Source organism: Vibrio sp. Y10_XG_PY6, assembly GCF_024181795.1.
Classification (GTDB): Bacteria; Pseudomonadota; Gammaproteobacteria; order Enterobacterales; family Vibrionaceae; genus Vibrio; species Vibrio diabolicus.
The window spans coordinates 1,078,461-1,104,340 of sequence record NZ_JAMZAQ010000002.1 but is presented as its reverse complement, the minus strand read 5'-3'; the positions used below and the strand labels follow the sequence as shown (position 1 = coordinate 1,104,340).

At 44.3% G+C, this 25,880-nt stretch carries 22 protein-coding genes; 15 read left to right on the top strand and 7 right to left on the bottom strand.

The window, feature by feature from the left end:
* Positions 1-231: 231 nt before the first annotated feature.
* Positions 232-1,065: a formate dehydrogenase accessory sulfurtransferase FdhD gene (locus NL644_RS13500; protein WP_005396179.1), complete on the bottom strand. Its 834-nt coding sequence runs from the start codon at positions 1,063-1,065 to the stop codon at positions 232-234.
* 325 nt (positions 1,066-1,390) lie between these two features.
* Between NL644_RS13500 and NL644_RS13495 the strand changes: the two genes are divergently transcribed.
* From NL644_RS13495 to NL644_RS13440, 12 genes are all read left to right on the top strand, one after another.
* Positions 1,391-1,855, top strand: coding sequence for a DUF3305 domain-containing protein (locus tag NL644_RS13495; protein ID WP_005396177.1), 465 nt, complete (start codon positions 1,391-1,393; stop codon positions 1,853-1,855).
* A complete protein-coding gene (locus NL644_RS13490) occupies positions 1,845-2,474 on the top strand; it encodes a DUF3306 domain-containing protein (protein ID WP_253658485.1) in 630 nt (209 codons plus the stop codon). Before NL644_RS13495 ends, NL644_RS13490 begins: the two co-directional genes overlap by 11 nt.
* A gap of 308 nt (positions 2,475-2,782) precedes the next feature.
* On the top strand, positions 2,783-4,444 hold the full coding sequence (locus NL644_RS13485; protein WP_253658484.1) for a 4Fe-4S dicluster domain-containing protein: 1,662 nt from the start codon (positions 2,783-2,785) through the stop codon (positions 4,442-4,444).
* Positions 4,445-4,453: 9 nt separating this feature from the next.
* Positions 4,454-5,080, top strand: a complete 627-nt coding sequence (locus NL644_RS13480) for a molecular chaperone (protein WP_253658483.1) — start codon at positions 4,454-4,456, stop codon at positions 5,078-5,080.
* A gap of 73 nt (positions 5,081-5,153) precedes the next feature.
* Positions 5,154-5,354 (top strand): twin-arginine translocation signal domain-containing protein, encoded by a 201-nt coding sequence (locus NL644_RS13475; protein WP_005396171.1) that lies wholly within the window; start codon positions 5,154-5,156, stop codon positions 5,352-5,354.
* 10 nt (positions 5,355-5,364) lie between these two features.
* Positions 5,365-8,220 (top strand): formate dehydrogenase subunit alpha, encoded by a 2,856-nt coding sequence (locus tag NL644_RS13470; RefSeq protein WP_005396169.1) that lies wholly within the window; start codon positions 5,365-5,367, stop codon positions 8,218-8,220.
* A gap of 11 nt (positions 8,221-8,231) precedes the next feature.
* Positions 8,232-8,840 (top strand): formate dehydrogenase FDH3 subunit beta, encoded by a 609-nt coding sequence (fdh3B, locus tag NL644_RS13465; RefSeq protein ID WP_005377536.1) that lies wholly within the window; start codon positions 8,232-8,234, stop codon positions 8,838-8,840.
* Positions 8,841-8,854: 14 nt separating this feature from the next.
* On the top strand, positions 8,855-9,907 hold the full coding sequence (locus NL644_RS13460) for a formate dehydrogenase subunit gamma (RefSeq protein ID WP_005396168.1): 1,053 nt from the start codon (positions 8,855-8,857) through the stop codon (positions 9,905-9,907).
* Positions 9,891-10,307 carry a hypothetical protein gene (locus tag NL644_RS13455; RefSeq protein ID WP_104969459.1) on the top strand — a complete coding sequence of 139 codons (417 nt, stop codon included), beginning with the start codon at positions 9,891-9,893 and terminating at the stop codon, positions 10,305-10,307. Before NL644_RS13460 ends, NL644_RS13455 begins: the two co-directional genes overlap by 17 nt.
* A 423-nt stretch (positions 10,308-10,730) precedes the next feature.
* Entirely contained in the window at positions 10,731-15,107 is a 4,377-nt protein-coding gene (locus tag NL644_RS13450; RefSeq protein WP_253658482.1) for an RHS repeat-associated core domain-containing protein, read from the top strand.
* A gap of 1 nt (position 15,108) precedes the next feature.
* Positions 15,109-16,002 (top strand): immunity 49 family protein, encoded by an 894-nt coding sequence (locus NL644_RS13445; protein WP_253658481.1) that lies wholly within the window; start codon positions 15,109-15,111, stop codon positions 16,000-16,002.
* 322 nt (positions 16,003-16,324) lie between these two features.
* Complete coding sequence (locus NL644_RS13440; protein WP_085344525.1) at positions 16,325-17,545, top strand: ammonium transporter; 1,221 nt, start codon at positions 16,325-16,327, stop codon at positions 17,543-17,545.
* 32 nt (positions 17,546-17,577) lie between these two features.
* Here NL644_RS13440 and NL644_RS13435 read toward each other — a convergent pair whose 3' ends face one another.
* The gene (locus NL644_RS13435; protein ID WP_012841833.1) at positions 17,578-17,751 is read right to left on the bottom strand and encodes a hypothetical protein; all 174 of its coding nucleotides are present in this window, start codon (positions 17,749-17,751) and stop codon (positions 17,578-17,580) included.
* Positions 17,752-17,869: 118 nt separating this feature from the next.
* Here NL644_RS13435 and cobB point away from each other — a divergent pair, with 118 nt between their 5' ends.
* Positions 17,870-18,601: a Sir2 family NAD+-dependent deacetylase gene (gene cobB, locus NL644_RS13430; RefSeq protein WP_005396469.1), complete on the top strand. Its 732-nt coding sequence runs from the start codon at positions 17,870-17,872 to the stop codon at positions 18,599-18,601.
* A gap of 90 nt (positions 18,602-18,691) precedes the next feature.
* Here cobB and NL644_RS13425 read toward each other — a convergent pair whose 3' ends face one another.
* The 5 genes from NL644_RS13425 to potA all read right to left on the bottom strand — a co-directional run bounded on the left by NL644_RS13425 (position 18,692) and on the right by potA (position 23,840).
* A complete protein-coding gene (locus NL644_RS13425; protein WP_005396470.1) occupies positions 18,692-19,729 on the bottom strand; it encodes an extracellular solute-binding protein in 1,038 nt (345 codons plus the stop codon).
* A gap of 246 nt (positions 19,730-19,975) precedes the next feature.
* Positions 19,976-21,007: an extracellular solute-binding protein gene (locus NL644_RS13420; RefSeq protein WP_253658480.1), complete on the bottom strand. Its 1,032-nt coding sequence runs from the start codon at positions 21,005-21,007 to the stop codon at positions 19,976-19,978.
* A 106-nt stretch (positions 21,008-21,113) separates the two neighbouring features.
* Positions 21,114-21,884, bottom strand: a complete 771-nt coding sequence (potC, locus tag NL644_RS13415; protein ID WP_005396472.1) for a spermidine/putrescine ABC transporter permease PotC — start codon at positions 21,882-21,884, stop codon at positions 21,114-21,116.
* On the bottom strand, positions 21,884-22,744 hold the full coding sequence (gene potB / locus NL644_RS13410; RefSeq protein WP_253658479.1) for a spermidine/putrescine ABC transporter permease PotB: 861 nt from the start codon (positions 22,742-22,744) through the stop codon (positions 21,884-21,886). The genes potC and potB overlap by 1 nt, the downstream gene beginning before the upstream one ends.
* Positions 22,725-23,840, bottom strand: coding sequence for a spermidine/putrescine ABC transporter ATP-binding protein PotA (gene potA, locus NL644_RS13405; RefSeq protein ID WP_005396475.1), 1,116 nt, complete (start codon positions 23,838-23,840; stop codon positions 22,725-22,727). Before potA ends, potB begins: the two co-directional genes overlap by 20 nt.
* 401 nt (positions 23,841-24,241) lie before the next feature.
* Here potA and NL644_RS13400 point away from each other — a divergent pair, with 401 nt between their 5' ends.
* Positions 24,242-25,039 (top strand): hypothetical protein, encoded by a 798-nt coding sequence (locus NL644_RS13400; RefSeq protein WP_005396476.1) that lies wholly within the window; start codon positions 24,242-24,244, stop codon positions 25,037-25,039.
* On the top strand, positions 25,032-25,868 hold the full coding sequence (locus NL644_RS13395) for a glucosaminidase domain-containing protein (protein WP_031780554.1): 837 nt from the start codon (positions 25,032-25,034) through the stop codon (positions 25,866-25,868). The genes NL644_RS13400 and NL644_RS13395 overlap by 8 nt, the downstream gene beginning before the upstream one ends.
* Positions 25,869-25,880 lie beyond the last annotated feature (12 nt).

Genomic DNA, 25,880 nt, shown 5'->3' with positions numbered 1-25,880 from the left:
CATGATGCCACTGGGCGTGAGCAAAAAATTCCACAGTTGGTCATTGTCCATAGTTCACATCCTTTGTGAATGAGCTGTAGTTAGCATCAATTAAAGCAAGCGTTGTTATTGCTACAACACATGTTGCTATTTCTGACTTATATCGTTTAATTAAGCCTTCATAACGTGATGATTTACTTATCCCAATTGTTATAAGTTTACACGAATCGACGGTTTTGTATTATTTTCTCGTTAACGAGATGCACTTTCGCCTTTCACATCAAACTCAATCTTGTCGGCTCCGGTAAATACTTGGAAGCGTAAACCTTTTGCTCGCGCAATCGTCGTAATGCCAAATTGTTTCGCAAGATCTAACCCCATTTGAGTAACGCCAGAGCGAGAAAGTAGAACAGGAATGCCCATTTGGGCCACTTTAATCACCATCTCTGAAGTAAGGCGACCAGTTGTGTAGAAAATTTTATCTTCACCTGTTTCTTCTTTGAGCCACATCTCACCTGCAAGCGTATCCACAGCATTGTGGCGGCCGACATCTTCCACAAATGATAATACCTCATTGCCTTTGCAAACCGCACAGCCGTGTACTGCGCCCGCTTTTTTGTAGGTGTCGTTGTAATGAGTTAACGCTTCCAGCGCAGAATAAATTTCTGATTGTTTAAGCGGAACTTGAGGCACTTGGTAGTTCTCAAGTTGTTTCATCACATTGCCATACATGGTGCCTTGACCACAGCCAGATGTGACGGTTTTCTTTTTCAGAGCGCCTTCTAAATGTTCGGTATTTTCTTTAGTAATCACCGCTGCGGAATGCGTTTCCCAGTCAATAATGACGGATTCAATCGCTGCTGGATCAGACAGGAAGCTTTGGTTTTTTAAATAACCCAGTACCAGCGCTTCAGGACGCGAACCTAGCGTCATGAGCGTGACCACTTCTTTCCAGTTCAGCATGACCGTAAGAGGGCGCTCGCACGCGATTTGCTTTGTCAGTTTTTCGCCGTACTCGTCGTACACGTCGACTTCAATGGTTTGCAGGGGATTTTCACTGGTTTTAATAATATTTGGTTTCAGCACAGTCGTGTCCTAGTGATTAAGAGCGTTAGGTTGCTACGCATTTAGCTTGCTAAGTGGTTAGCAAAGCAAATCTCGTTCCAAAATAGCGGTTCCCACAAAAATTGCGAGGTATTATGTCAACAATGCATTAAAACTGCGAGTTCGCAGTAATGACACATCAGTACATTTGAGTTTCGGCTAGTTTGGTACTTATAGCCAGAGGACATGAATAGGCTAAGCTTTATCAGTGTGGCTCGTTTATTGCTTATAAGTCAATAAAATGGTCGAAAGTAAGGTCAAAGTGTCCTGCTTGCTTTCAGACCAAAATAGAAAAACTGGGTGAGTTATGTCGGATAAGAAAGATTTCGAGAACAATTACGAGAAGACTGAAGACGCATGGCCAATTGGCGTAGAGCTTGTTGAGCATGAGATCAGTACAGGGATTTGGGTGACAACCCAATGGCAGTTGACGGGATTTGCGCTAAATCCGACGGAAGAGACTCCTGATGTTTGTCTATTGCAACTGCACAAAGACGAGCGTACAGACTACCGCTTTAACTTAAGCTCTCAGCAACCTAAACTTTTTTTAGTGATGGATAACGTCGAGTCTGGTGAAAAACCAGCGATACAGTTACTAACGGCGTCACAATCTGTCGCGGCGCAATATATGGATGGCGACAATCTTGTACTATCCAACGATATGCCGTTAGCCGTTCAGGCTTGGATGGAAGCCTTCATCGGTCGCCACGGTGAGTTGTTAGAAGTAAGACGTAAAAAACGCAAAGGAGCGGGCAGAGCAAATGGCAACTAGTATTTTAAGCCGTTGGTCGAAACGTAAATTAGCAGAACCTTCCCAACATGATGAAGAGATCACGCCGATAGCAGAGACGGAGCAATCCGAAGATTGTGTCACAGCGCTTTCAAACGCTGACGAAAGCTCAGACGCTTTGAACGTCAACGAGGTTAGTCAGTCACCAGACATTACCGCGAGTGTAGAGACTGAAAAGCCCGAAGAAATGTCTGTGGCGCAACTGCTGGTTTCTGAAGCTTCAGAAAGTGTTAAGAAAGCCGCGCTGCGCAAAATGTTCTTGTCCGAAGAATTTAACGTGCGTGATGGCCTAGACGATTACGATGATGATTACAGTAACTTAAAGTCACTTTCTAAAGACGTCGCAGAGACGCTGCGTGATTGGGTTAAAGAAAAAGTGGAAGAAGAACCAGACGCTGAAACGGCGCAAGGATCTGAACTTAACGCTGACGATATCGCATCTGAGGTGGTTGAAGACGCAGAACCAAACGCCGAAAAAAGTGCCGGAATTACCCAAGATGAATATGAACTGTATATAAATACAGTGTCTGGTGAAAGTGATACTTTTGCTGAGGAATCACCGCCTAACGAGGTGAGACAAAATATACCACACAAAGAATAGGTACATTTTGACTAAACACTCAATGAACCGGCTGGGACAAAATGTCTCAACCGGTTTTTTTATCCCTACTATTTGTCGGTAAAATATCTAAGTGATTGAATTTTAATTGATGTTTCATTGGCATGACATTTGCTATTTGTTGCTCAATACCAATCTGGTTGAAGTTAGCACGGACGCACTGCGTAGTATTCATCGCCTATAGATGGCGGAATAAGAATGCTCATTGATAAGTTAATCAGCAGAATCTCCGGCGCTAACTACACTAAGAGATGGAAAAGACTATCCATGTTCATAAATGGAATTGAGCAATGCTGAAACAATTATTAGAACAAGCAACTTCCAATAACGGTAAAGCGAGGCTGTACGCTTTCGAAAATACCGTAGAGTTGACGAATCTTATTCCACCAACCGTAAGCTATGAAAGCGGCGGTAATACTTTGATTGTAGGTCCAACGGCAATCATCGAAAGTGCGGCAGCGCAATTGTCGCAAATGAACAGCCTAACGCTGCTTTCTACCGACGGCGAAAAGGGCACAAATCCCGAGCTTTACTACGCCAATTCGGTTCAGGTTTCAGGGTTTTTAGGTACGTTTGAAGTTCTGATTGAAAATCATGGTTCGACCAACAATCTTGCCAAGGTCGCGATCAATATCGATTGTTTCGATATCGTACTCGATCTTTGCCTAAACAGCTGCATGTCGGAAGAAGTACCAGTACCGGGCTACTACCCAGTTGGTCGTGGCTATCCGAAACTGGCTGAGGCGTTGGAAGAAATTCCAACCTTGATGGGGACGTTCGATAAACCGAAATTCTTCCGTTTAGATACCGATTTATGTGCACATAGCTCTCGTGGCGTAAAAGGTTGCGAACGTTGTGTGGATGCCTGTCCGGCAGGTGCATTATCGAGTGAAGGCAGCGACAAAACGGGCCATCGCATCGAGATCAACCCATACCTATGTCAAGGCGTGGGTACTTGTGCTACAGCGTGTCCGACAGAAGCTATTCATTACGCATTGCCAAACCCCGAAGATACGCAAAAGTTTATTGAACGTACGCTAGCCAACTATGAGCAAGCGGGTGGTTTAGATCCTATCGTATTGATTTGTAGTTCTCGCCACGAGAGCTACAACGTGATGGCACTAAAAGCACTGCCAGATAATGTAATTCCCATTGTGGTGGAAGAACTGCCTTCGGTTGGTATAGATACTTGGTTCGCCGCGCTTGTGAACGGTGCTACTCAGGTGCTGTTTGCGGCTTCGCGTTTTATGCCTCAAACCATTATTCGTGTGCTTAATAGCGAAGTAGGTATTGCTCAAGAGTTGCTCGACCAGCTTGGTATCGCCAAAGAAACCATCGACATTCTGTATCTAGAGTCATTACGTGAAGGTGCTCCGACACTTTGTACCGAGTCTTTTGATTTGGCATTAGGTGATTTGCAAGGTAACAAACGTCAGCGTCTATTTACGGCGTTGGATGCGTTGTCAGTATCGCGTATTCCAGTTGAGAACATTGTTGAACTGCCAGCGAATGCACCTTACGGCACGGTTTCTTGTGAAAGCAAAGATTGTACGTTGTGCATGAGCTGTGTGGCGGTGTGTCCAACACGTGCATTGCATACGGACGGCCAATCTCCGTCGCTTAAATTCGTCGAGCAAGACTGCATTCAATGTGGGCTGTGCGAGAAAGCGTGTCCAGAGAAAGTGCTGACGCTTACTCCTCGTATGAACTGGGTGAAAGAAGAACGCCAGAAAGCGGTTGTGATTCATGAAGAAAAGGCAGCCGAGTGCATTCGCTGTCACAAGCCTTTTGCTCCGCAATCGATGATCGACATGCTGCAAAACAAGCTTCGTGGTCATTCTCATTTCTCTGATGAAGCTGCCATTAATCGCATCGCCATGTGTGAAGACTGTCGTGTGATCGACATGTTTGAATCGATGGCTGCAGATCCAATGAATCAATTGAAATACTAGGAGCTCGCAGTGGATACACAACAAGAACAAACACTGAGAACAGACATTTATCTCGTTCTATCCGCACTTTTTCGTAGTGCGCCAAGTGATGAAATGCTGGCGTTCCTGAAATCGCTAGAAATTGAACCGTCTGAGAGCGCGATGCAAAAAGCTTGGCTCGCACTGCAACAAGCCGCGAACGAAGCGCAGCGAGAAGCGTTAGAAGAAGAATATCAAGATCTGTTTATTGGCATTGGACGTGGTGAAGTTGTGCCATTCGGGTCTTGGCATCGCACTGGCTCGATGATGGAAAAACCGTTAGCGAAAATTCGTCGCGATTTGGATCTTTTAGGCATTGAACGTGAAGAGAACGTGAAAGAGCCTGAAGACCATATTTCTGCACTGTGCGAAGTGATGGCAATGCTGACGGGTGAAGAGGAAGAACTTCAACAAGCGGTGTTTAACAAACACATCGCCCCTTGGTTCCAATCTTTTACGCGCCAACTAGAGAACGCAGAAAGCGTGAACTTCTACAAGCCAGCTGCACAGCTTTGCGATGCGTTTTTAACGTTAGAGCAAGTGCGCTTTAGCGTGAACACCAAAAGCAGTAAGAACAAATTAAAAATTGATGTGAAAAACGTCACTGATTACGAGTAATCGAGCAGTACTTGGTCATATCGATAGAGAGGCATGAGTCTCCAAAGATCTACCGTAAGGTAAGGAAGCAATGATGAAAGATAATAAAGAAATAAACACAAGCCGTAGGGATCTCCTAAAAGGCTTCACAACCGCTGCCGTTGCTGGTGCTGTTGTTGCGGGAACCACGAAAGTGGCCGTTGCTTCAGAAACGGTTGAGCCTTCTGAAAAAGACGTGAAGAAGAAAGGGTATCGTGAAACTCAACACATTCGCGATTACTACGACACACTTTAGGAGATAACGGATGAAACTTGTCAAACGCTCCGACAGTGTGAGCAAAGAAACGAACCAGCTTGGCGTATCTCGTCGTGCATTCATGAAAAACACTTCGCTTGCCGCTGGTGGCGCAGTGGTTGGTGCTAGTCTATTCGCACCGGGAATGATGAAAAAAGCGCAAGCAAAATCCGTCGATCCAGAAGCGAAAACAGAAGTAAAACGTACTATCTGTTCTCACTGTTCAGTGGGTTGTGGTATTTACGCAGAAGTTCAAAATGGTGTTTGGACGGGTCAAGAGCCTGCATTCGACCACCCATTTAACGCCGGTGGTCACTGTGCAAAAGGCGCAGCACTGCGTGAACATGGCCACGGTGAGCGCCGTCTTAAATACCCAATGAAGCTTGAAAACGGTAAGTGGAAAAAGCTTTCTTGGGATCAAGCGATCGAAGAAATCGGTAACAAGGTGATGGACATCCGCAAAGAGTCTGGCCCTGATTCGGTTTACTTCTTGGGAAGCGCAAAGCACAGCAACGAACAAGCGTACTTGTTCCGCAAAATGGCATCACTTTGGGGCACTAACAACGTTGACCACCAAGCGCGTATTTGTCACTCAACAACCGTGGCGGGTGTAGCAAACACTTGGGGTTACGGTGCGATGACCAACTCTTTCAATGACATGCACAACTGTAAGTCGATGCTGTTCATTGGTTCAAACCCAGCTGAAGCACACCCAGTAGCGATGCAGCACATTCTGATCGCAAAAGAGAAGAACAACTGTAAGATTGTCGTAGCGGATCCTCGTCGTACACGTACGGCAGCAAAATCGGATCACTATGTCTCACTTCGTCCTGGTTCTGACGTAGCATTCATTTGGGGTGTGTTGTGGCACATCTTCGAAAACCAATGGGAAGATAAAGAGTTCATCCGTCAACGTGTATTCGGTATGGATGAAATCCGTGCTGAAGTAGCGAAGTGGACGCCAGCAGAAGTTGAGCGTGTAACAGGCGTAAGCGAAGAAGACGTTTACCAAACAGCAAAACTGCTTTCTGAAAATCGCCCAGGCTGTATCGTTTGGTGTATGGGTGGTACTCAGCATACTACCGGTAACAACAACACACGTGCTTACTGTGTGCTTGAGCTAGCACTTGGTAACATTGGTAAATCAGGCGGCGGCGCAAACATCTTCCGTGGTCACGATAACGTACAAGGCGCAACCGACCTTGGCGTACTTTCTGACACGCTACCGGGCTACTACGGCCTTTCTGAAGGCGCTTGGCGTCATTGGTCAAAAGTGTGGGAAATCGATTACGAATGGATTAAAGGTCGTTTCGATGACAACGCTTATAGCGGTCAGAAACCAATGCACAGTGCAGGTATTCCTGTATCCCGTTGGGTGGATGGTGTACTGGAAAACAAAGACAACATTCGTCAACGCGAAAACATCCGTGCAATGTTCTACTGGGGACACGCAGTGAACTCTCAAACACGTGGTGTTGAGATGAAAAAAGCAATGCAGAAGTTGGACATGATGGTGATTGTGGACCCATACCCAACGGTTGCTGCGGTAATGAACGACCGTACCGACGGCGTTTACTTGCTTCCTGCAACAACGCAGTTTGAAACATACGGCAGTGTTACCGCTTCTAACCGCTCTCTGCAATGGCGTGATCAGGTGATTGAACCGTTGTTCGAATCAAAACCAGACCATGAAATCATGTACCTGCTTTCGAAGAAACTGGGCTATTCAGATCTTCTGTTCAAAAACATCCGTGTTGAAAACAACCAGCCGGTGATTGAAGACCTGACGCGTGAATTCAACAAAGGCATGTGGACGATTGGTTACACAGGCCAAAGCCCAGAGCGTTTGAAAGCGCACCAACAAAACTGGCATACGTTCCACAAAACCACATTGGAAGCGGAAGGTGGCCCTGTCAACGGTGAAACCTACGGTCTACCTTGGCCATGTTGGGGTACACCGGAAATGAAACACCCAGGCACACACATTCTGTACGATACGTCTAAGACGGTTGCAGAAGGTGGCGGTAACTTCCGTACGCGCTTTGGTGTGGAATTCGAAGGCAAGAGCCTTCTTGCAGAAGACAGTTACTCGAAAGGCTGTGAAATCAAAGACGGTTACCCAGAATTCACTGACAAGTTGTTGAAACAACTTGGTTGGTGGGACGATCTAACGGCTGAAGAGAAAGCGGCAGCAGAGGGTAAAAACTGGAAGACTGACCTTTCTGGCGGTATTCAGCGTGTCGCGATCAAGCACGGTTGTATCCCATTTGGTAACGCGAAAGCGCGTGCGATTGTTTGGACGTTCCCAGACCGCGTACCACTGCATCGTGAGCCACTGTACACACCACGTCGTGACCTTGTAACGGATTACCCAACTTGGGATGACAAAGATGCAATCTTCCGTGTTCCTACGTTGTATAAATCCATTCAAGAGCAAGACAAATCTGGCGAGTACCCAATCGTTCTGACTTCTGGTCGTCTGGTTGAATACGAAGGTGGCGGTGAAGAGACGCGTTCAAATCCATGGCTTGCCGAGCTTCAACAAGAAATGTTTGTCGAAGTGAACCCGAAAGACGCGAACGACCTTGGTTTCAGAGATGGTGATGATGTTTGGGTTGAAGGTGCAGAGAAGGGACGAATCAAGGTGAAAGCGATGGTAACACGCCGTGTGAAACCTGGCTTGGCGTTCATTCCGTTCCACTTTGGCGGTAAGTTCGAAGGTGAAGACCTACGTCCTAAATACCCAGAAGGTACACAGCCTTACGTTGTTGGCGAATCGGCCAACACTGCAACCACTTACGGTTACGACCCGGTTACCTTGATGCAGGAAACCAAAGTAACCCTATGTAACATTCGTAAAGCGTAAGGAGTCTGACAATGGCACGAATGAAATTTCTATGTGACACCAAACGCTGTATCGAGTGTAACGGCTGTGTTACTGCATGTAAGAACGAAAACGACGATGCTCTTGAATGGGGCATTCAACGTCGCCGCGTGGTAACACTGAACGACGGTGAAGCTGGTGAAAACTCCATCTCTGTTGCTTGTATGCACTGTACCGATGCGCCTTGTATGGCAGTTTGTCCAGCAGACTGTTTTGAACATACCGAAGACGGGATCGTTCTTCACAATAAAGATCTGTGTATCGGTTGTGGTTACTGTTTGTTTGCTTGTCCGTTTGGCGCACCTCAGTTCCCTAAACAAGAAGCGTTTGGTGAACGTGGCAAAATGGATAAATGTACTTTCTGCGCGGGCGGCCCAGAAACAGAGCCAGGCTCTGAGGAAGAACGTCAAAAATACGGTGCGAACCGTATCGCAGAAGGCAAGTTACCGATGTGTGCATCGCTTTGTTCAACCAAAGCGCTGCTTGCGGGTGACGCGGAGAAAGTCTCTGATATTTTCCGTCAACGTGTGGTAGAGCGCGGCGCGAAAAACGCAGGTTGGACAGACGGAAACGATCTTTCTTACGATGCGACGAAAAGCTAAGTAAGGAGAGGCACATGTTAAACACGCTTAAACGTGCGTCTCTAGCAATGCTGTCAATGATGACGGCATTGCTGCTGACTTTCGCAATGCCTGCTTCAGCAGAGGAACAATCTTCTAAAGTTATTCAGCAGGAGATCACGCAACTCGCTGGGGCAGACTATTGGCGCGAAGTCAGAGAGGGGCAAGAGGGCTATACCACGTCTCAATCGCCAGAACATGGCGTATTGATCAGTAAACCTGGAGAGACTTGGTACATTCTAAAAGAGAAATGGATGTCTCCAGCTGGTGCTGTCGCGATTTTCGGCAGTATCGCAATGGTAATCATGGCTTACGTACTCGTTGGCCCTTTAATGCTTAGCAAGCCGCGTACTGGCAGAAAGATGAAACGTTGGTCTCGTTTAGACCGCGCGCTTCACTGGAGTATGGCGTTTACATTCTTAACGTTGGCATTCAGTGGTTTGATGCTGGTTTACGGTAAGCACTTCTTAAAACCGTATGTTCCTACCGAGTTTTGGGGCTTTATCGTCATGTTGGCGAAGCAGTACCACAATTACATGGGACCATTGTTCTTCATTTTACTGATGCTCGTGCTCTTTAAATGGTGGCGCAAGTCGATTCCAAACATGACAGATGTTCGTTGGTTTATGAAAATGGGCGGCATGGTTGGTAAACACAAAGGCACACATCCGTCAGCTGGTTTCTCAAACGGTGGCGAGAAGGCAATCTATTGGTTATTGATCTTCTTTGGTGCTATCGCGGCAGTGAGTGGCTTAGTTCTAGATTTTCCTATCTTTGGCCAAACTCGCCGTGACATGGAGCTTTCTAACTTAGTTCACGCGATTTCGGCACTGATTCTAATCTGTGGCTTTATCTTCCACATCTATATTGGTCTATTCGGTATGGAAGGTGCGCTAGAAGGTATGGTGACAGGTGAAGTTGATGAAACATGGGCGAAAGAGCATCACGATCTTTGGTATGAAGAAGTGAAATCCAAAGAAGCGATGGGCGAAACAGATACGGCACAAACGGAATCAAAAGGAGCGAAAGCGAATGAACAAACCTCATAACGGGATTTGGGTTGCGTACATCCTGAGCTGTCTGACCCCGTTTACGTTTCTGATCTCAGGCGTTATCGCAATTATCTATGCGGGTTATCGATTAGATAAGGGAGAAGACGGCGACGTAGTGATTTCTCATTACTACGGTTTAATTCGCACCTTCTTCCTCTACCTGACGTTTTTTGTTGTGTTGATCGTCACCGTCGCGACTTCTAATGGTGTACTCGTTGGCGTGAGTGATTATTGGTTGCATAGTACTTTGCTTGAAACCATCGCTTACTTTATTCCTTGGGTAGGGATGGTGTTTGCTGCATTAGCCATCTTGGTGTGGTTTATGCGAATGTTTCAAGGGATGCAGCAACTGCGCAATAACCAACCACACAGACCATCGACAGGTCCAAACCTTTAATCAGTATTCTTTAAGCAAAACCGCCGTAATAGGCGGTTTTTTTGTTGCTGTCATGTCTCAAATATGAAGCGCTGAGTCCCACAGGTGATACTTGATGCAACTTATTGAGTGAATTTACGTAACTGGGCAGAAAATCATAGTTAAGTAAGAAACATGTAAAAAAATCGCGTCGCGATGAGACATTAGTCTCACTCACGCTATTGTTCATTTACTCAGGATTCATCGTCCCGTTAAAGTACGCTGCGCTCAGAAACTCAAAGAGTTGCATACGTGAAAATTGCCATCAATACATTCAGTCTACGCATACAGATGAATCTCTATCGGAGGGTGTTTGATTAAGGCATCTTGCTCTCACAAATAAAAAGAGCGAAACGAGCATTAAATGATGCGGCAAGGTAAGAAAAGGACAAACACGTTACGGCTATGATCCCTCAATTCGTCATTCCTATCACGAATCGCTTTGGCGAAAGCTATCACTTCTCAGGTCAGTCACTTACTAGCGGCGAACCTAAAACATTCGTGACCAAACAAGAGGCAATAGAGTTTCTTGAGAGCTTTGGTGAGCTTGACCTTCGCTCTGTCGAGGACTTGTTCTATTTGATTGGTCAATTCAAGCCAAACATACCTGACGGTGAGCTTACTTCCCAACACTATAATTCAACGTTTGCCAACGCTTTAGTGAACGGTGACTTGCATGTCGCTCGAATTTTGCCGGCTGGAGAAAACTACGCACTCTCCTCTGAGGTTACGTCTCCACCGACTCAAAATACCGTCAATGCAAAACCATCGAAGGGAAAGGGGAAGTCGAATAAAAAGAGTGGAAGAAGTGCCGCATCTGCTAAGCCTCAACAACAAAGTAGCGAAAAACATGAGAAAGCCGGTGATCCTGTATCACTTGTGACGGGTGAAGAAATTCTCGAACTCTATGATATCGCGCTACAACAAGGTACTACTTGGCAGCGTACTTATCGCTCTTCGCAGTCGGATGTAAATCATGGAATGGGCTTTGGTTGGAGACATGCATTTCAGTTTGAATTGCACGAGAAGACGGACGAGAAAGACAACGTTATCGCTTGGGAGTTTGTTGACGATAAGGCAGATATCACAGAATTTGAGCCAGTAGATACTGGAGCAACAAGTTACCAGATATACGCTGGTGCGAGCTGTTATTTCCTAAATTCAGCAACTCGGATCGTGACGCTCGCTAATGGGCATCAATATCGATTTGAACAGAAAGATGATCGTTGGCTTGTTAAACAAGTCAGAAATGGTACGTTTTCAACGTTTCAACTGCAGTATTCTCGAAACCATCGATTGATCGAGATTGCATACAACAAGCGTCCGGTTCTTGAATGTCAATATGATAAGCAAGGACGCCTTGTAGAACTGCTTAATGCAAAGTCCCAAAAAGTTCTGACAACTTATACCTATGATGAGCACGATGATTTGGTCAGTGCAACTAATCATTTGGGCTTGAAGGAACAGTATCAATACCGCGGCCATTTAATTGTTAAACGTGTACGACCAACTGGCTTTACTCATTATTTTGAATGGGATGGCGAATGTGCTAACGCGAAATGCATCAGGAACGTTGGGGACGCAGGAATTTATGACTATCGCTTCCATTATCAGGGAAATCATTCTTCTTATTCTGACTCGTTAGATCATCAATGGTCTTTCTTGCATGACGAGCAGGGTAACTTACTCGAGAAAATAAGCCCCACAGGTAAAACTTGGCGATGGCAATATGATGAATTAGGACGAAAAGCACAAGCTATCTATCCTGATCAGTCAACGGTCAATTATCAATATAATCAGCATGGTCAATTAGTTTCTAAGTTTCATTCCTCTGGCAAAGAAGTTCAATATGGTTATGACGGCTTAGGTAAGTTAGTTAAAACGGTTTCACCTGACGGGGATATCGAGAAGGCTTACTACAATAGCCTCGGTCAAAGAGTTTGGGATACCGATAAGTTCGGCTGTGTCACGGAATATGATTACGATAAACACGGTCAAGTCGTCAAAAAAGAGTCTGAAGATGGTAAGAAAAGTCAGTGGTGGTGGGATGAACAACAAAGACTTATCGCGAATGAAATAGACGGTACATTACTTCGTTACAGCTACAACGAAGAAGATCTGGTGAATGGCGTCGCTTATCCCGATGGGTGTATTGCTCAACTCGCTTATGATCAATTTGGCAGGCGTACATCAGTTCGTTATTTTAACGACGAAGACAAAGTCGGTTATAGCGAAGAATATTCTTACGATGAGCACAGCCGTGTTGCTCAGATTCGAACGCCGGCAGGCATTACCTCGTATCAATGGGGAGCACTCGCGCAACAAGAAGCAGTCATCTTTCCCGATGGCAGCCATATTTCTTACGAATACGATCAACAACGTAACCTGACTAAATTAGTTCGGAGTGACGGCTTAGAGTTCGAATTTCTGTATGACGATGAAGGCCAGCTATCAGGAACAGTTGGGTTTGATAATCTACAAAGCCAATTTGATTATGACGATATGGGGCGGATCCATCGTAAGCAAGCCGCCAATAGGACTGTGCTGTACCGCTATGACGCTGCGGGTTATCTCAAGCACGTCAAAGCAGGAAATGGTCGCAGTATTGTAGAGAACCACTTCAATTATACGCTTGGTGGGCGACTTACTTTCGCATCCAATCGCCATCAAACATTGCAATACCAATACTCTTCATTCGGGCATTTAACAAAGCGCATTCAAGGTCAGTTTGAGATAGCGCAGGAGTTTAACAGAGTTGGCCAACGCGTATCTCAGGTACTGCCAGATAATACGGAGCTGAACTTCTCTTATGATCGATATGGGCGTTTTTCAGCGATTCGATTTGGAAACCTAGATTTACCTCAAATCAAATTTCATTACGATGAAATGGGACGAGTTTCCCAAATTAAAACGGCACATTTTAATGAGCGCATCATTTATGATGGTGTTGGTCGTTTGGTTGAACAACATTGGCCAGATAGAGAGAAAAAGTACGTTTACAACGCACAAAACCGCATTTCATCAATCATTGATAATACGGCAGGAGCAACGCATTATCAGTACGATGCCTTAGGGCAACTGAAACGAGTCAATGCTTCCGGAGAAGTGACTAAGTTTGAATACGATAGTTTTGGCAATCCTACTTTGCCAACTTCAGAGGTATTCGCTGATCGTATTGAAGTACACGATGGTGTCCGGTTCAAATATGACGCGCAAGGAAACCAGACAAAACGTGAGGGGCAAGGACACGTTCAGACTCGCGTATTTGATGCGTTAAATCAGCTCATTGAAGTTCACACCGACGATGGCATCAGTCAATATGAATATGATGCATTAGGGCGCAGAACGAAGAAAATTACACAACAAGGCGTTACGGAGTTCCTGTGGGAAGGTGAACGTTTAATTGGTGAACGCTCTTCAGGTGCTTTCCGCTGGTACCTATATCAACCTGAAACCTACACGCCAGTGGCACTGCTAGAAAATGACGTTATTTATTGGTACCAGTGCGATCAAGTTGGTAAACCAGAGCGACTAATCGATTGCGAAGGGAATGTTGTATGGAGTGCAAGTTACGATGCTCACGGTTTTGCTCATGTACATATTGAAAATGTAGTAAATCCATTGCGTTTTCAAGGACAGTATTTCGATCAAGAAACCAACTTACACTACAACCTCGCTCGGTATTACGACCCTGAGCTAGGACGTTTCATCCAACAAGATCCGATATCTATTGCTGGTGGTATTAATCATTACCAATATGCAGTCAACCCAATTCAATGGATTGACCCAACAGGTTTCCTATGTGAAGAAGGGCTAAAACGCTTGCAGCAAATGCTGGCTGAGTATCAGGCGCAAAGCGATGTTCCCCAAGAGGTTTGCGATCAGATTTTAGAGGCAGCAAAAGAATCATCCGTCGGAGAAGATGGCGTTCGCTCGCAAGTCAAAATCCGAAAACCCAAAGGTAAAAATCATATTCGATATGAATACGATTTAGACCATATTGATTGCGAAAGAAACGAGATTACTTTTTATCGTCATATCAATCATTCAGATGGCAGCCGACACGAAGTGCAGTATGTTGTTGGGATTGAGGAGTTTGTCAATGCGCATGTTTTTGACTCAGAGAAAGTTGGCGGGGAAGAAGGTTGCACGATCTTTACTGAAGATCTTGTGCTAAATAAAGCAGAGTATAAAGAAAACTCTGAACTCAATACGAGTGATTATGAGCTAACAGAAAGAAACAAAGCAAAAATTGATGAATGCTTGAAAGAGCGTCAAGAGGCAATGGACGCTCGATCTGGCGAAGAGGGATATAACGCTCAAATTGGTAATATTAACCAACAGTCTGCAAAAATAGGTGAGTTGGCCGCGGATGACTTTGTCCGGAGTAAACGTCCTAATGCTAAGCTGCTTCATCCCAAAGATATTGGAACCTCAATTTCGAAGCCGGGCGACTTTGATATGGTTTATGAGGTGGAAGAGCCACCACCAGGTGAAATTATAATTGTTGAGGCCAAAGGGGGGAGCAGTCCTTTGGGTAGTAGAAAAATAGGAAACGAAGCATGTCAGCAAGGAACGGCTAAATATGCAGCGGCAATAGTTGGTAAGATGTCTAGGAATGGGCGAAATACAACAGAGTGGGAAGCAGCTAAATCAATAAGAAACGCTTCGAGGAGTGGACGCCCAATTAGATATATACATACTAAAACCCCAATCTCTGAATCAGGGAGAGTTTCAAAGGTTAAAGTAAAAGAATTTAATGTAGATTTAGGGAAGTTTTAAAATGTCTGACAAAATTAAAATAGAAAGAAATGCTGATCCAAAGCTGACCTCGGAGTTAATCAAAGGCTATAGTTCTGATATTGATGAAGACCTTGATACGCGCAAAGAGGTAATCAGTATTCGTAGAGAAAACTTAGTTGCTTTAAGTGATGAATCGTTTTATCTAGTAAGATGGTACTCGTGGTTCCCACACTCCATAGAAAATGAACAAATCGGAACACTTTGCCTGTATGAAGCGTCATTAATGCGCGCGTTTTATCATCAGTTAGCGATGAGGCCTGACGAACCTCAAAGTATTCAATTACCTAGATACCCAGAAGTGACCTGGAAAGGCGAAGGTATTTTAAAAACAGGCTTCATTTGTCCTTCAATGTGGCTAGATGCCTATTTTACCTCTGTCATCGTCCGTGACAAAGCTAGCATGGATGTGTTGGCGAACTTTCCAATTTCTTTGATGAGGCAGAGCTCTACCAAAGCGGGTGAGCTGTCTTATATGTTAGTAGACGTCATTCAGTCGTTCCATCACCGTACAGCAGACTACCCTGATAAACTGGTGGCCGCGATGGACGCGGCAGTTGCTCAGGGTGATGATTGGGCGTTAGAAATCGCCATGGGTATTTTGGAAACTTTTGCTGCCCTGACAACTGACATCGGTTATGACTTTGAAGAAGTACTCATTAAGAACTTACAGTTCCAAGAGAAATACCAAATGAGGCTCGATAAGCCAGAGGACTTGATTTCTATAGAAACTTTCATCTCTTTCCCTCTTCTTGGTATGGCTTGTATGTGGTACGACAAAGGTAACTGTTTATCTGTTGAAACTGGTTGGCTTCCTCCTTATCTCGTCGAGGGGCGTTGGCTAGAAGAAGTAAAAGCAGGGAAGATCACTCGATAAACTCCTTTAGTTAGCCATTCAGTATAAAAGCCACTTCTCATGAGGTGGCTTTTACGTTTTGTTGAGCTATATGGTGCGCATTATGTTGGTGCACTAAAACCATATTGGTGCATTTATTAGCGTGTTAAGCACCATTTCAAGAATGCCTAATTTTATTAAAGTTCATACAAAACAATAAATTAAAGCGTAAGTGTTAGAAATGTAAATTATGGAATGAGAATTGCTCTGTTAGACGCTCTATAAATTAAGTTCACCAAATTGGTGATGAGCCTAACTTTGATGCACAGGATAAGTGCGCTACAGATCAACGGAGACAATCATAATGAGTGTAACTGCCAATCAGGTACACGGCGCTGTACAAACTCTCACGCAAAGTTCCGACACACTTTTCTTACTACTTGGTGCAATCATGGTTTTTTTGATGCATGCTGGTTTTGCTTTTCTTGAAGTAGGAACCGTGCGCCAAAAGAACCAAGTTAATGCTTTAGTTAAAATCTTAGCCGATTTCGGTATTTCCGCCATTGCGTATTTTTTCATTGGATACTGGGTCGCTTATGGCGGCACCTTCTTTGCTGATGCAGAGACATTATCTCAAGGCAATGGTTACGAGTTAGTGAAGTTCTTTTTCTTGCTGACCTTCGCTGCAGCGATTCCCGCTATTGTTTCAGGTGGTATCGCAGAACGAGCTCGTTTTTATCCGATTCTAATCGCAACATTTTTTACTGTCGGCATCGTATACCCGTTATTTGAGGGAATGATCTGGAACGGAAACTTTGGTGTTCAAGCTTGGTTTGAAAGTACCTTTGGTTATGGCTTTCACGACTTTGCAGGTTCAGTCGTTGTACATGGTGTTGGCGGCTGGATAGCGTTGGTTGCCGTTGTGTTTTTGGGCATGAGAAAAGGCAGAGTTCGAGCAGGAAAGCATACCAACTTTGCACCTTCGAATATTCCGTTTTTGGCTTTGGGAGCTTGGATCTTATGTGTGGGGTGGTTTGGCTTCAACGTCATGTCAGCTCAAACCGTGTCAGGCATAAGTGGCTTGGTGGCTATGAACTCATTGATGGCAATGGTCGGAGGCATTGTCGCGTCATTGTTGGCTGGTAAGAATGACCCCGGCTTTATTCATAATGGCCCACTGGCTGGCTTGGTTGCTGTATGTGCGGGTTCAGACTTAATGCATCCTATCGGTGCTTTAGTGACAGGTGCGATTGCTGGCGTGCTATTTGTTTATCTTTTTACCTACCTACAAAACAAAACCAAGATTGATGATGTGCTAGGGGTTTGGCCTTTACACGGTTTATGTGGCGCTTGGGGTGGTATTGCTGCGGGGATCTTTGGTCAAAGCGCGTTGGGTGGGCTAGGTGGCGTGAGCATTATTGTTCAGCTTCTAGGAACGCTTTTGGGCATTTCCATCGCTGTACTTGGGGCACTTGCAGTCTACGGCGCGATTAATACCAGTATGGGACTAAGGCTTTCAGAAGAAGACGAATTCAATGGCGCTGACCTAGCCATTCATAAAATATCTTCGACCAACGAGGATTGAGGCCAATATGGGAGCGGCGTAAAGCCGCTCTTTTAGCAATTGCCTTTTTTTGCTTGGCCAGGGGGACAGAAATCTCCATTACCACGATGGTTATCGTCATTGGTGCTGACTCTTACTTTTACGTCGTCCACTTCGCCTTCAACATTGGTTAGTTGGCAACCTGCTAAAGTCGTAAGTAATATAAGCGCTAGAGATACTTGTCTCATTGCTGTTCCTCTTAAATTGTAATTCTAATAGTGACCATTACGACCATGGTCTAATCCATATTACTACTGTTGCTATTCTTTCAGTGTTAAGCTAATGAAAAAACAGCAAGGATGAGTTATGAATTTCCCTTATAGAAATATTGTAGTACTTACTGGTGCAGGTATCTCGGCCGAATCTGGTATTCAAACATTTCGTGCGCAAGATGGCCTTTGGGAGAATCACCGTATTGAAGATGTAGCAACACCTGAAGGGTTTGCTCGCGATCCGGACCTTGTTCAAGACTTTTACAACCAACGCCGCAAGAAACTTCAAGACAATGCGATACAGCCGAATGCCGCGCATAAGGCACTGGGCCGCCTAGAAACCGAGTTAGAAGGTAAAGTGACGGTCATCACTCAAAATATAGACAACCTTCACGAAAGAGGCGGCAGCCATAACGTCATTCATATGCACGGTGAGCTTTTAAAAGCGAGATGCAGTGAATCAAACCAAGTTATAGAACATAGTGAGGACATTAAGACTGGTGAGCTTTGTCACTGCTGTCAGATCCCTTCACAAATGCGACCACATATTGTTTGGTTTGGTGAAATGCCACTACGAATGGGGGATATCTACGCAGCATTAGAAGAAGCAGATTTATTTATTTCTATCGGGACTTCTGGCGTTGTATATCCCGCAGCAGGTTTTGTTCATGATGCAAAAATGCATGGCGCGCACACCATCGAAATTAACCTTGAACCTAGTGCCGTAGAAAGTGAATTTGAGGAAAAACGCTACGGAAAAGCAAGCGTTGAGGTTCCAAAATTAGTTGACGAGATACTGGCTCTAGAAGGAAAAGAAAGAGCGTAATAATTCTCACAGAGGAGAGCTTTTGTCTTGTCATTAAGAACAAAAAAAGCGGCTCATGAGCCGCTTTTTCATATCTTTAAAACTAACGAATTAGTTGTTCACTTTTAGCTTTTGGAAGTACTCATCGTACATTACGCTCGCTTCGCCAACTTCATCTTGCCAAGTACCGCTGTCCATCACTTCTTGTGGTGGGAAGATGCTTGGATCGTTAGCAAATTCTTTCGGTAGCAGTTCGTGTGCCGTTTTCACTGGAGTAGGGTAACCAATCTCTAGTGCGATCTTAGCTGCGTTTTCTGGGCGCAGTAAGAAGTCAATCATCTTATGAGCCGCATCAACGTTCTTCGCGCCAGCTGGAATTGCCAGGCTGTCCATCCAGAAGATCGTTCCTTTTTCTGGCCAGATGATGTCGATGTTCGCGCCTTCTTGACGAGCCATGTAAGCAGAACCATTCCAAAGCATACCAAGTGAAACTTCACCCGCTAGGTAAGGGTTTGCAGGAAAGTCTGAGTTAAATACTAATACGTTTGGCATTAGCTTTTTCAGTTCTTCGTAAGCGGCTTTGATTTCTTCTGGGTTAGTCGTGTTTGGTGAGTAACCAAGCTTAGTCAATGCAATGTGGAATACTTCGCGAGAATCATCCATCAACATTAGTTGACCTTCCCACTTGCTATCCCAAAAATCATCCCACTTAGTAACAGATGATTTGTCTAGCATGTCAGCATTGATACCAATACCTGTCGCACCCCAAATGTAAGGGATAGAGTAGTTGTTGTTCGGATCGAACGGCTTGTTAAGGAAGTTAGTATCAAGATCGGCAAAATGAGACAATTTCTCTTTGTCGATCTGTTGCAGCATGCTTTCTTTACGCATTTTAGAGACGAAATAGGTAGACGGTACTACCAAGTCGTAACCAGAACCTTGGGTTTTAAGTTTTGCGTACATACTCTCGTTAGATTCATATGTAGAGTAAATAACTTTGATTCCAGTTTCTTTTGTAAAGTCTTCAAGAACTTCGTTTGGAATGTATTCCGACCAGTTGTAGAAATACAGTTCTTGATCAGCAGCCATTGCAGGGGTAGCGATGAGCGTCGCTGCACATAGAGCGCTTGCGTAGAATTTACTTTTCATTTGTTTTCCGTTTTGTTTCGCGATTGGACAAGTCAATACTAGCTGGAGTTATCAAGTTGAGCCAAATCGCAGTAAGCACAAATCTGTTTATTTAGCTCGAGGGCTGTATCTCCGCTTTGTGAGAAGTAAAACTAGACATCGAGCCAGATAAACCTAGCAGCGCATAATTATATCAGTCAATTACAAAAATAGGCAGCGTATTGCTGCCTATTTTCTTTTAGTCGATGACTTGTTACACAAGCTCGATTACTGTCCCGCTTTCAGCTTTAGGAAGTAATCTTCGTACTTAACGGTTAGATCACCAACCGCATCTTGCCATTCCACTCGATCAAGATCTTCTTGAGAAGGAAATAGCGGTGCAACATCTTTAAACTTAGCGTTCGATTCCTCTACCGCTGTTAAGTAACCAGTATCACGAGAGATTTGCTCTGCGATTTCTGGACGTAGTAGGAAGTCGATCATCTTGTGAGCTGCTTCTACGTTCTTCGCACCGGAAGAGATAGCGAAGTTATCAACCCAACCGATACCGCCTTCTTTAGGAAATACGAGTTTAAGGTTTAGGCCTTCATTTTGAGCAGCTGCAGCGCTGCCGTTCCAAAGCATACCAACGCCCACTTCACCAGACATGTAAGGTGCGCCTGGGTTGTCAGAGTTGAAAACTAGAACGTTTGGCATCAACTTTTGTAGCTCAGCGTACGCTTCATCGATTTGTTTAGGGTCTTTTGAGTTACCTGAATAGCCGAGTTTACGAAGTGCGATGTGGAAGACTTCACGAGTGTCGTCCATCAGCATTACTTGACCTTCAAGATCAGGCTTCCATAGCTCTGCCCAGCTTTGGAAGTCTTTTGGATCGTACATGTCTGCGTTAACCGCTAGACCTGTAATCGCAACAACGTGTGGAATAGAGTAGTCGTTATTTGGATCGTAAGGCTTGTCTAGATAGTTCTTATCTAGGTTGCCGAAGTTTTTCAGCTTAGTCTTATCGATCTTTTGTAGCATACCTTCATCGCGCATTTTTGCTACAAAGTACGTTGAAGGTACTACTAGATCATAACCTTGATTATGAGTTTTTAGCTTTGCGTACAAAGTTTCGTTCGACTCGTAAGTCGAGTAGATCACTTTGATACCAGTTTCTTTGGTAAATTGCTCTAGGATATTACTGTTGATGTAAGGCCCCCAGTTCATAAATACCAATTCTTTATCGTCCGCTGCCGCTGAACCTGAGAACAGAGAAAGCGCACATGCACTACCAGCTAATAGAGTAGCCCATTTTTTCATTGACGTTAGCTCCAAACCAAACGTTGTCCAAATCATTTTGGACGGTAGATAGAAAAACAGAATGGCATGTAACCATTCTGTTTCGTGATGTTAACGGCTGTGGATTTTACTTTACTTTTTCTCTTGCGAGCAACTGAGAAATTACGACAAGAATTAAAGAAACCACCAACATGACCGTTGCAAGAGCATTCACTTCCGGTGAAATACCCACCTTAACCATCGAGTAAATTTTCAATGGTAGGATTTCATACGTTGGACCTGTTACGAACGAACTAATAATTACGTCGTCCAGAGACAGGGTAAAGCTAAGCAGCCAGCCTGCCGCAACTGCTGGTTTTGCAAGAGGAAGGATGATCTGCTTTAAGATAACCCATTCACTTGCGCCAAGATCTTTTGCTGCTTCCAACATCTTCACATCGAAGCCATTTAAGCGGCTGTATACGGTTACCACCACAAATGGCAAACAGAAGGTGATGTGGGCAATCAATAGAGTAAAGAAGCCCAGCTGTGCGCCTAATACTAGGAACAGAGCAAGTAATGAAATCGCCATGACAATATCTGGAGACATCATTACGACAAACAGCATGCCGTTTACAGCACCTTTGCCTTTGAACGAGTAACGGAATAGGGCAACCGCTGTTAAGCTACCAATAATAGTAGCCGCTGTTGCAGAAAATACCGCCACGTTCAATGAGTGCCATGCAGCCTGCATTAGGCTGTCGTTGTTGACTAGGGTTTCATACCATTTCGTGGTGAAACCACCCCATTTCATACCAAATTTATTGGCGTTAAATGAATTTACGATTAGTACAACGATTGGCAGATACAAAAATGCATAAACCAACGCCATAAAGCTAAATCTAACTGTGCGTCCCATTAGTCTAGCTCCACTTTCTTATTCAATAATTTTCCTGCTCGGTAGTAAGCGTAAAGCATGACCGCCATTGCGAAGGTGAGGGCGATACTGGTCGCAGCACCAAATGGCCAATCACGAGCGTTCAATACTTGGCTCTTAATTACGTTACCAATCAGTAGATTCTTCGCACCGCCTAGAAGATCTGAGATGTAGAACATACCCAGGGCAGGCAGTAGAACCAACAAACAGCCACCGATAATGCCAGGCATTGTCAGAGGTAGAATTACTTTAGTAATGGTTTGGAGCTTGTTCGCACCGAGGTCTTTTGCTGCCTCGATGTAAGTGTTGTCCAACTTCTCGATTGCCGAGTAAAGCGGCAGAATCATGAAAGGAAGTAGGATGTATACAAGACCAATCATTACAGCCGTTTCGGTATACATAATACGCAACGGCTTGTCGATGATTTCCATTGCCATCAGCGACTTGTTCAAAATGCCCTGTGTACCGAGAACAATCTTCAGTCCGTAAGTTCGAATCAAAGAGTTCGTCCAAAACGGTACGATCACCAAAAACAGCATAAACGGACGCCATTTTTCAGGCATTTTCGCTACGATATAAGCAAACGGGTATCCAATGACTAAACACAACAACGTTGCCACAATTGCCATGTAGAACGAGTGCATCAGCACTTTCGCATACAGTGGGTCCAGCAGACGCAAGTAGTTGTCGAAAGTGAATGTCATTTCGATTAAGTTTGCTTCATCACGCGTTAAGAAACTGGTACCAATAATCATCACGTTTGGTACCAACACAAACAGTGTTAGCCAGCCTACGATTAAGGCAATGATCACGTTCTGAAGATTAATCTTCTTGCTTATCATTGAGTACTACCTCCCAGCTCTCAACCCAAGTGATAGCGACTTTCTGGCCAAGTGAGTGGTCCACATCAGGATCATCTTCGTTAAAGAATTCGCTTACCATTACACGCATACCTGAATCCAATTGGATAACAGAATCTAACGTCATACCTTTATAAGTACGCTCAGTTACGTGACCAACAATGCCTTTTTCTTCAGACTCTTTGATTTCTTCGATACGTAAGTCTTCAGGGCGAAGTAGTACTTGTAGTTTGTCGCCTTTCTGTGCTTCCTTATCGTAGTAAACGACGGATTCAACACCTTCAATTTCTGCGCGGATGCGTTTGTCATCGATGCGCTCTAGCATGGTTGCATTGAATACGTTGATCTCACCAATAAAGCGAGCAACAAACAGGTTCTTAGGCTCTTCGTAAATCTCACGCGGAGAGCCATCTTGTTCGATAACGCCATCACGCATCACGATAATGCGGTCTGACATCGATAGGGCTTCTTCCTGGTCGTGTGTTACAAAGATAAAGGTAATACCAAGTTGACGCTGAAGCTGCTTCAACTCGATCTGCATTTGTTTACGCAACTTGTAGTCCAGCGCCGATAGCGATTCATCGAGCAGAAGTACTTTTGGTTTATTAACAACTGCACGAGCAATTGCGATACGCTGTTGCTGGCCACCAGAAAGTTGGTGCGGTTTACGCTGTGCCATTTTTTCTAGACGAACCATACGTAATGCTTCCATTACTCTTGGTTCAATCTCTGCTGCAGGCGTTTTTTGCATACGAAGACCAAAAGCGACATTGTCAAAAACGGTCATGTGTGGAAACAGTGCGTAGCTTTGAAATACCGTGTTGACGTGTCTCTGCTCAGCAGGAACCTGTGTTACATCTTGGTCATCCAAAATGATTTGACCGTTATCCGCCGCTTCAAAACCAGCGATCATTCGTAAAACAGTCGTTTTACCACAACCAGAAGGCCCAAGAATCGTCAGAAACTCGCCATGATTAACATCCAGATTTAAATTACCGATGATTTCCTTACCATCGAAACTTTTACTAATACCAGATAAACGAATAACTGGCTTTCCTGCTTGCGGTTTTGCGTTCAACGTCTGTATTTCCCCCACGTTCAAGCTGGGATAATCCCAGCTGATGTGACACTAGCCATTCACTTTTGAGGCGCGCATCATAATCACCAAAATTGTGAAATTAAAGCATTTTCTTATCTTGAAACAGAAAAAATTTTGCAGGCAAAAGTCATCATTCCTTACCATACTGTTTTTATAAGATTAATTGGCATTTAAACACAGTTTGATAGCACTAAGCTCTGTTCAATAATTGTTTTCAATTTCATAATCTTGTGAGTGGTTAATTATCAACCATACAGTTGAGATTGCAAGGATAGTACGTGAGTTGTGATGTTAGATGTGGAAAGATTTCTTTATAATAACGGCCACATTAATTGACTGGAATTCCAGTGAAAATTTTACAAGTTAATCTTGGATAAACTATGAACGACGATTTTGAGAAAGATTTCAATCTTGGGGGGAGTGTAGAGCGAGCTTTGTCTGGCAACTACGAGCTTAAAGCTGGGGCTGTTTTCAATGAAGCTTGGCGAGCAACCATCCAGCACTTTTTATCCTTTTCTCCCGCTATTATTGTATTGCTTTTTGTCCAGTTAGGTATTTTCTATATCGCGTTACAACTACAGTTGGGTGATCTGACCGTTATTCTTGATGCATTTGAGAATCCAGAATCATTCACTAACGATATTGTGTCTTCTATTTATGTCGCGAACTTTAGTTATGAGGTGATCAGCGCCCCAATTTATGCAGGGATCAGCTTGATGGCGATGAGCCATATCGCGGGCCTAAAGACTAAGTTGCGCCATGTAGGCAAAGGGCTGCAGTTTACTATTCCCGTGATCCTAGCAACGCTGATGAGCCTAATGCTGCAAGGCGTAGTTGGTATGATCTTCCCTCTACTGTCCCTGTATCTTTCTTTAGCGTTTAGTCACTCTATCTTGTTGATTTGTGAAAAAAGAGTGCCACCAATGCAGGCGCTATTGTTATCACTTCGCGCTATTAACAAGAAGATTTTTGTCGTCGCAGGGCTTTACTTAGGCGTGATGTTGATGTTTATTATCGCTGCGATGTTCTACGGTATTGGCTTGATTTTTGTGTTGCCATTCTTCTTTCATTTGAAAGGCATACTCTACCGCGAAATGTTTGGAATTAAGCTCAAGATCGTTGCAACACAGAAAAACGACAATGATCACGATGGTAACTCACAGGTGTTTGATGCCTAATTCTTTAAAATCAATAAGTTTACGAGTGGCGGCTACCTGTATAGCCGCCACTTTCATTTCTATTGGACCGTATTTACACTACGAGCAACAGTTTAAATATGTTGAGAATCCTGATGTGCTGTCCGGGACAATTAAGCATGTCGATTTGTCTCATTTGCCACACATTGGTGATATCCCTGACTTCAACGCAATAAAAGACACCAAAGAGAAAAAAGCGGCGTTTTTTGATTTTTTAAGGCCTAAAATAGCACTTGAGAATCAACGAATTCGTCATGAACGAGCGTTTCTTACTTCTTTAAAGGTGGGACAAATCACTCAAGAGCAAGAAGAGTACGCTCAGCGACTAGCGGCTCTGTATTCTTTGCCTTTGAGCGACAACAAAGTCGATCACGCGTGGTTGGGTGAAATGCTTGTGCGAGTGAATGTCTTACCAGAAGCGCTGGTTCTAACTCAAGCAGCAAATGAATCTGCGTGGGGCACTTCTCGTTTTGCCACTCAAGCGAACAACTTGTTCGGCCAATGGTGTTATAAAAAGGGTTGTGGAATTGTTCCTGCGCAACGTGGCGCAGGCAAAGCTCATGAAGTTGAAAAATTCGATTCTGTACAGCAGTCGGTTCATGGCTACTTTATGAATGTTAATCGAAACCCAGCGTATGCTGAACTGCGTGAAATCAGAGCTTCTCTAGCCGAAAAGAACAAAGACCTGTTATCGGTCGCAACGGCGTCAGAGTTAACTCATGGATTGCTAGCATATTCTGAACGTGGCATTGCTTATGTACACGATCTTCGCGCTATGATTCGTCATAATAACGCCTACTGGACACAATAAAATAACGGATAA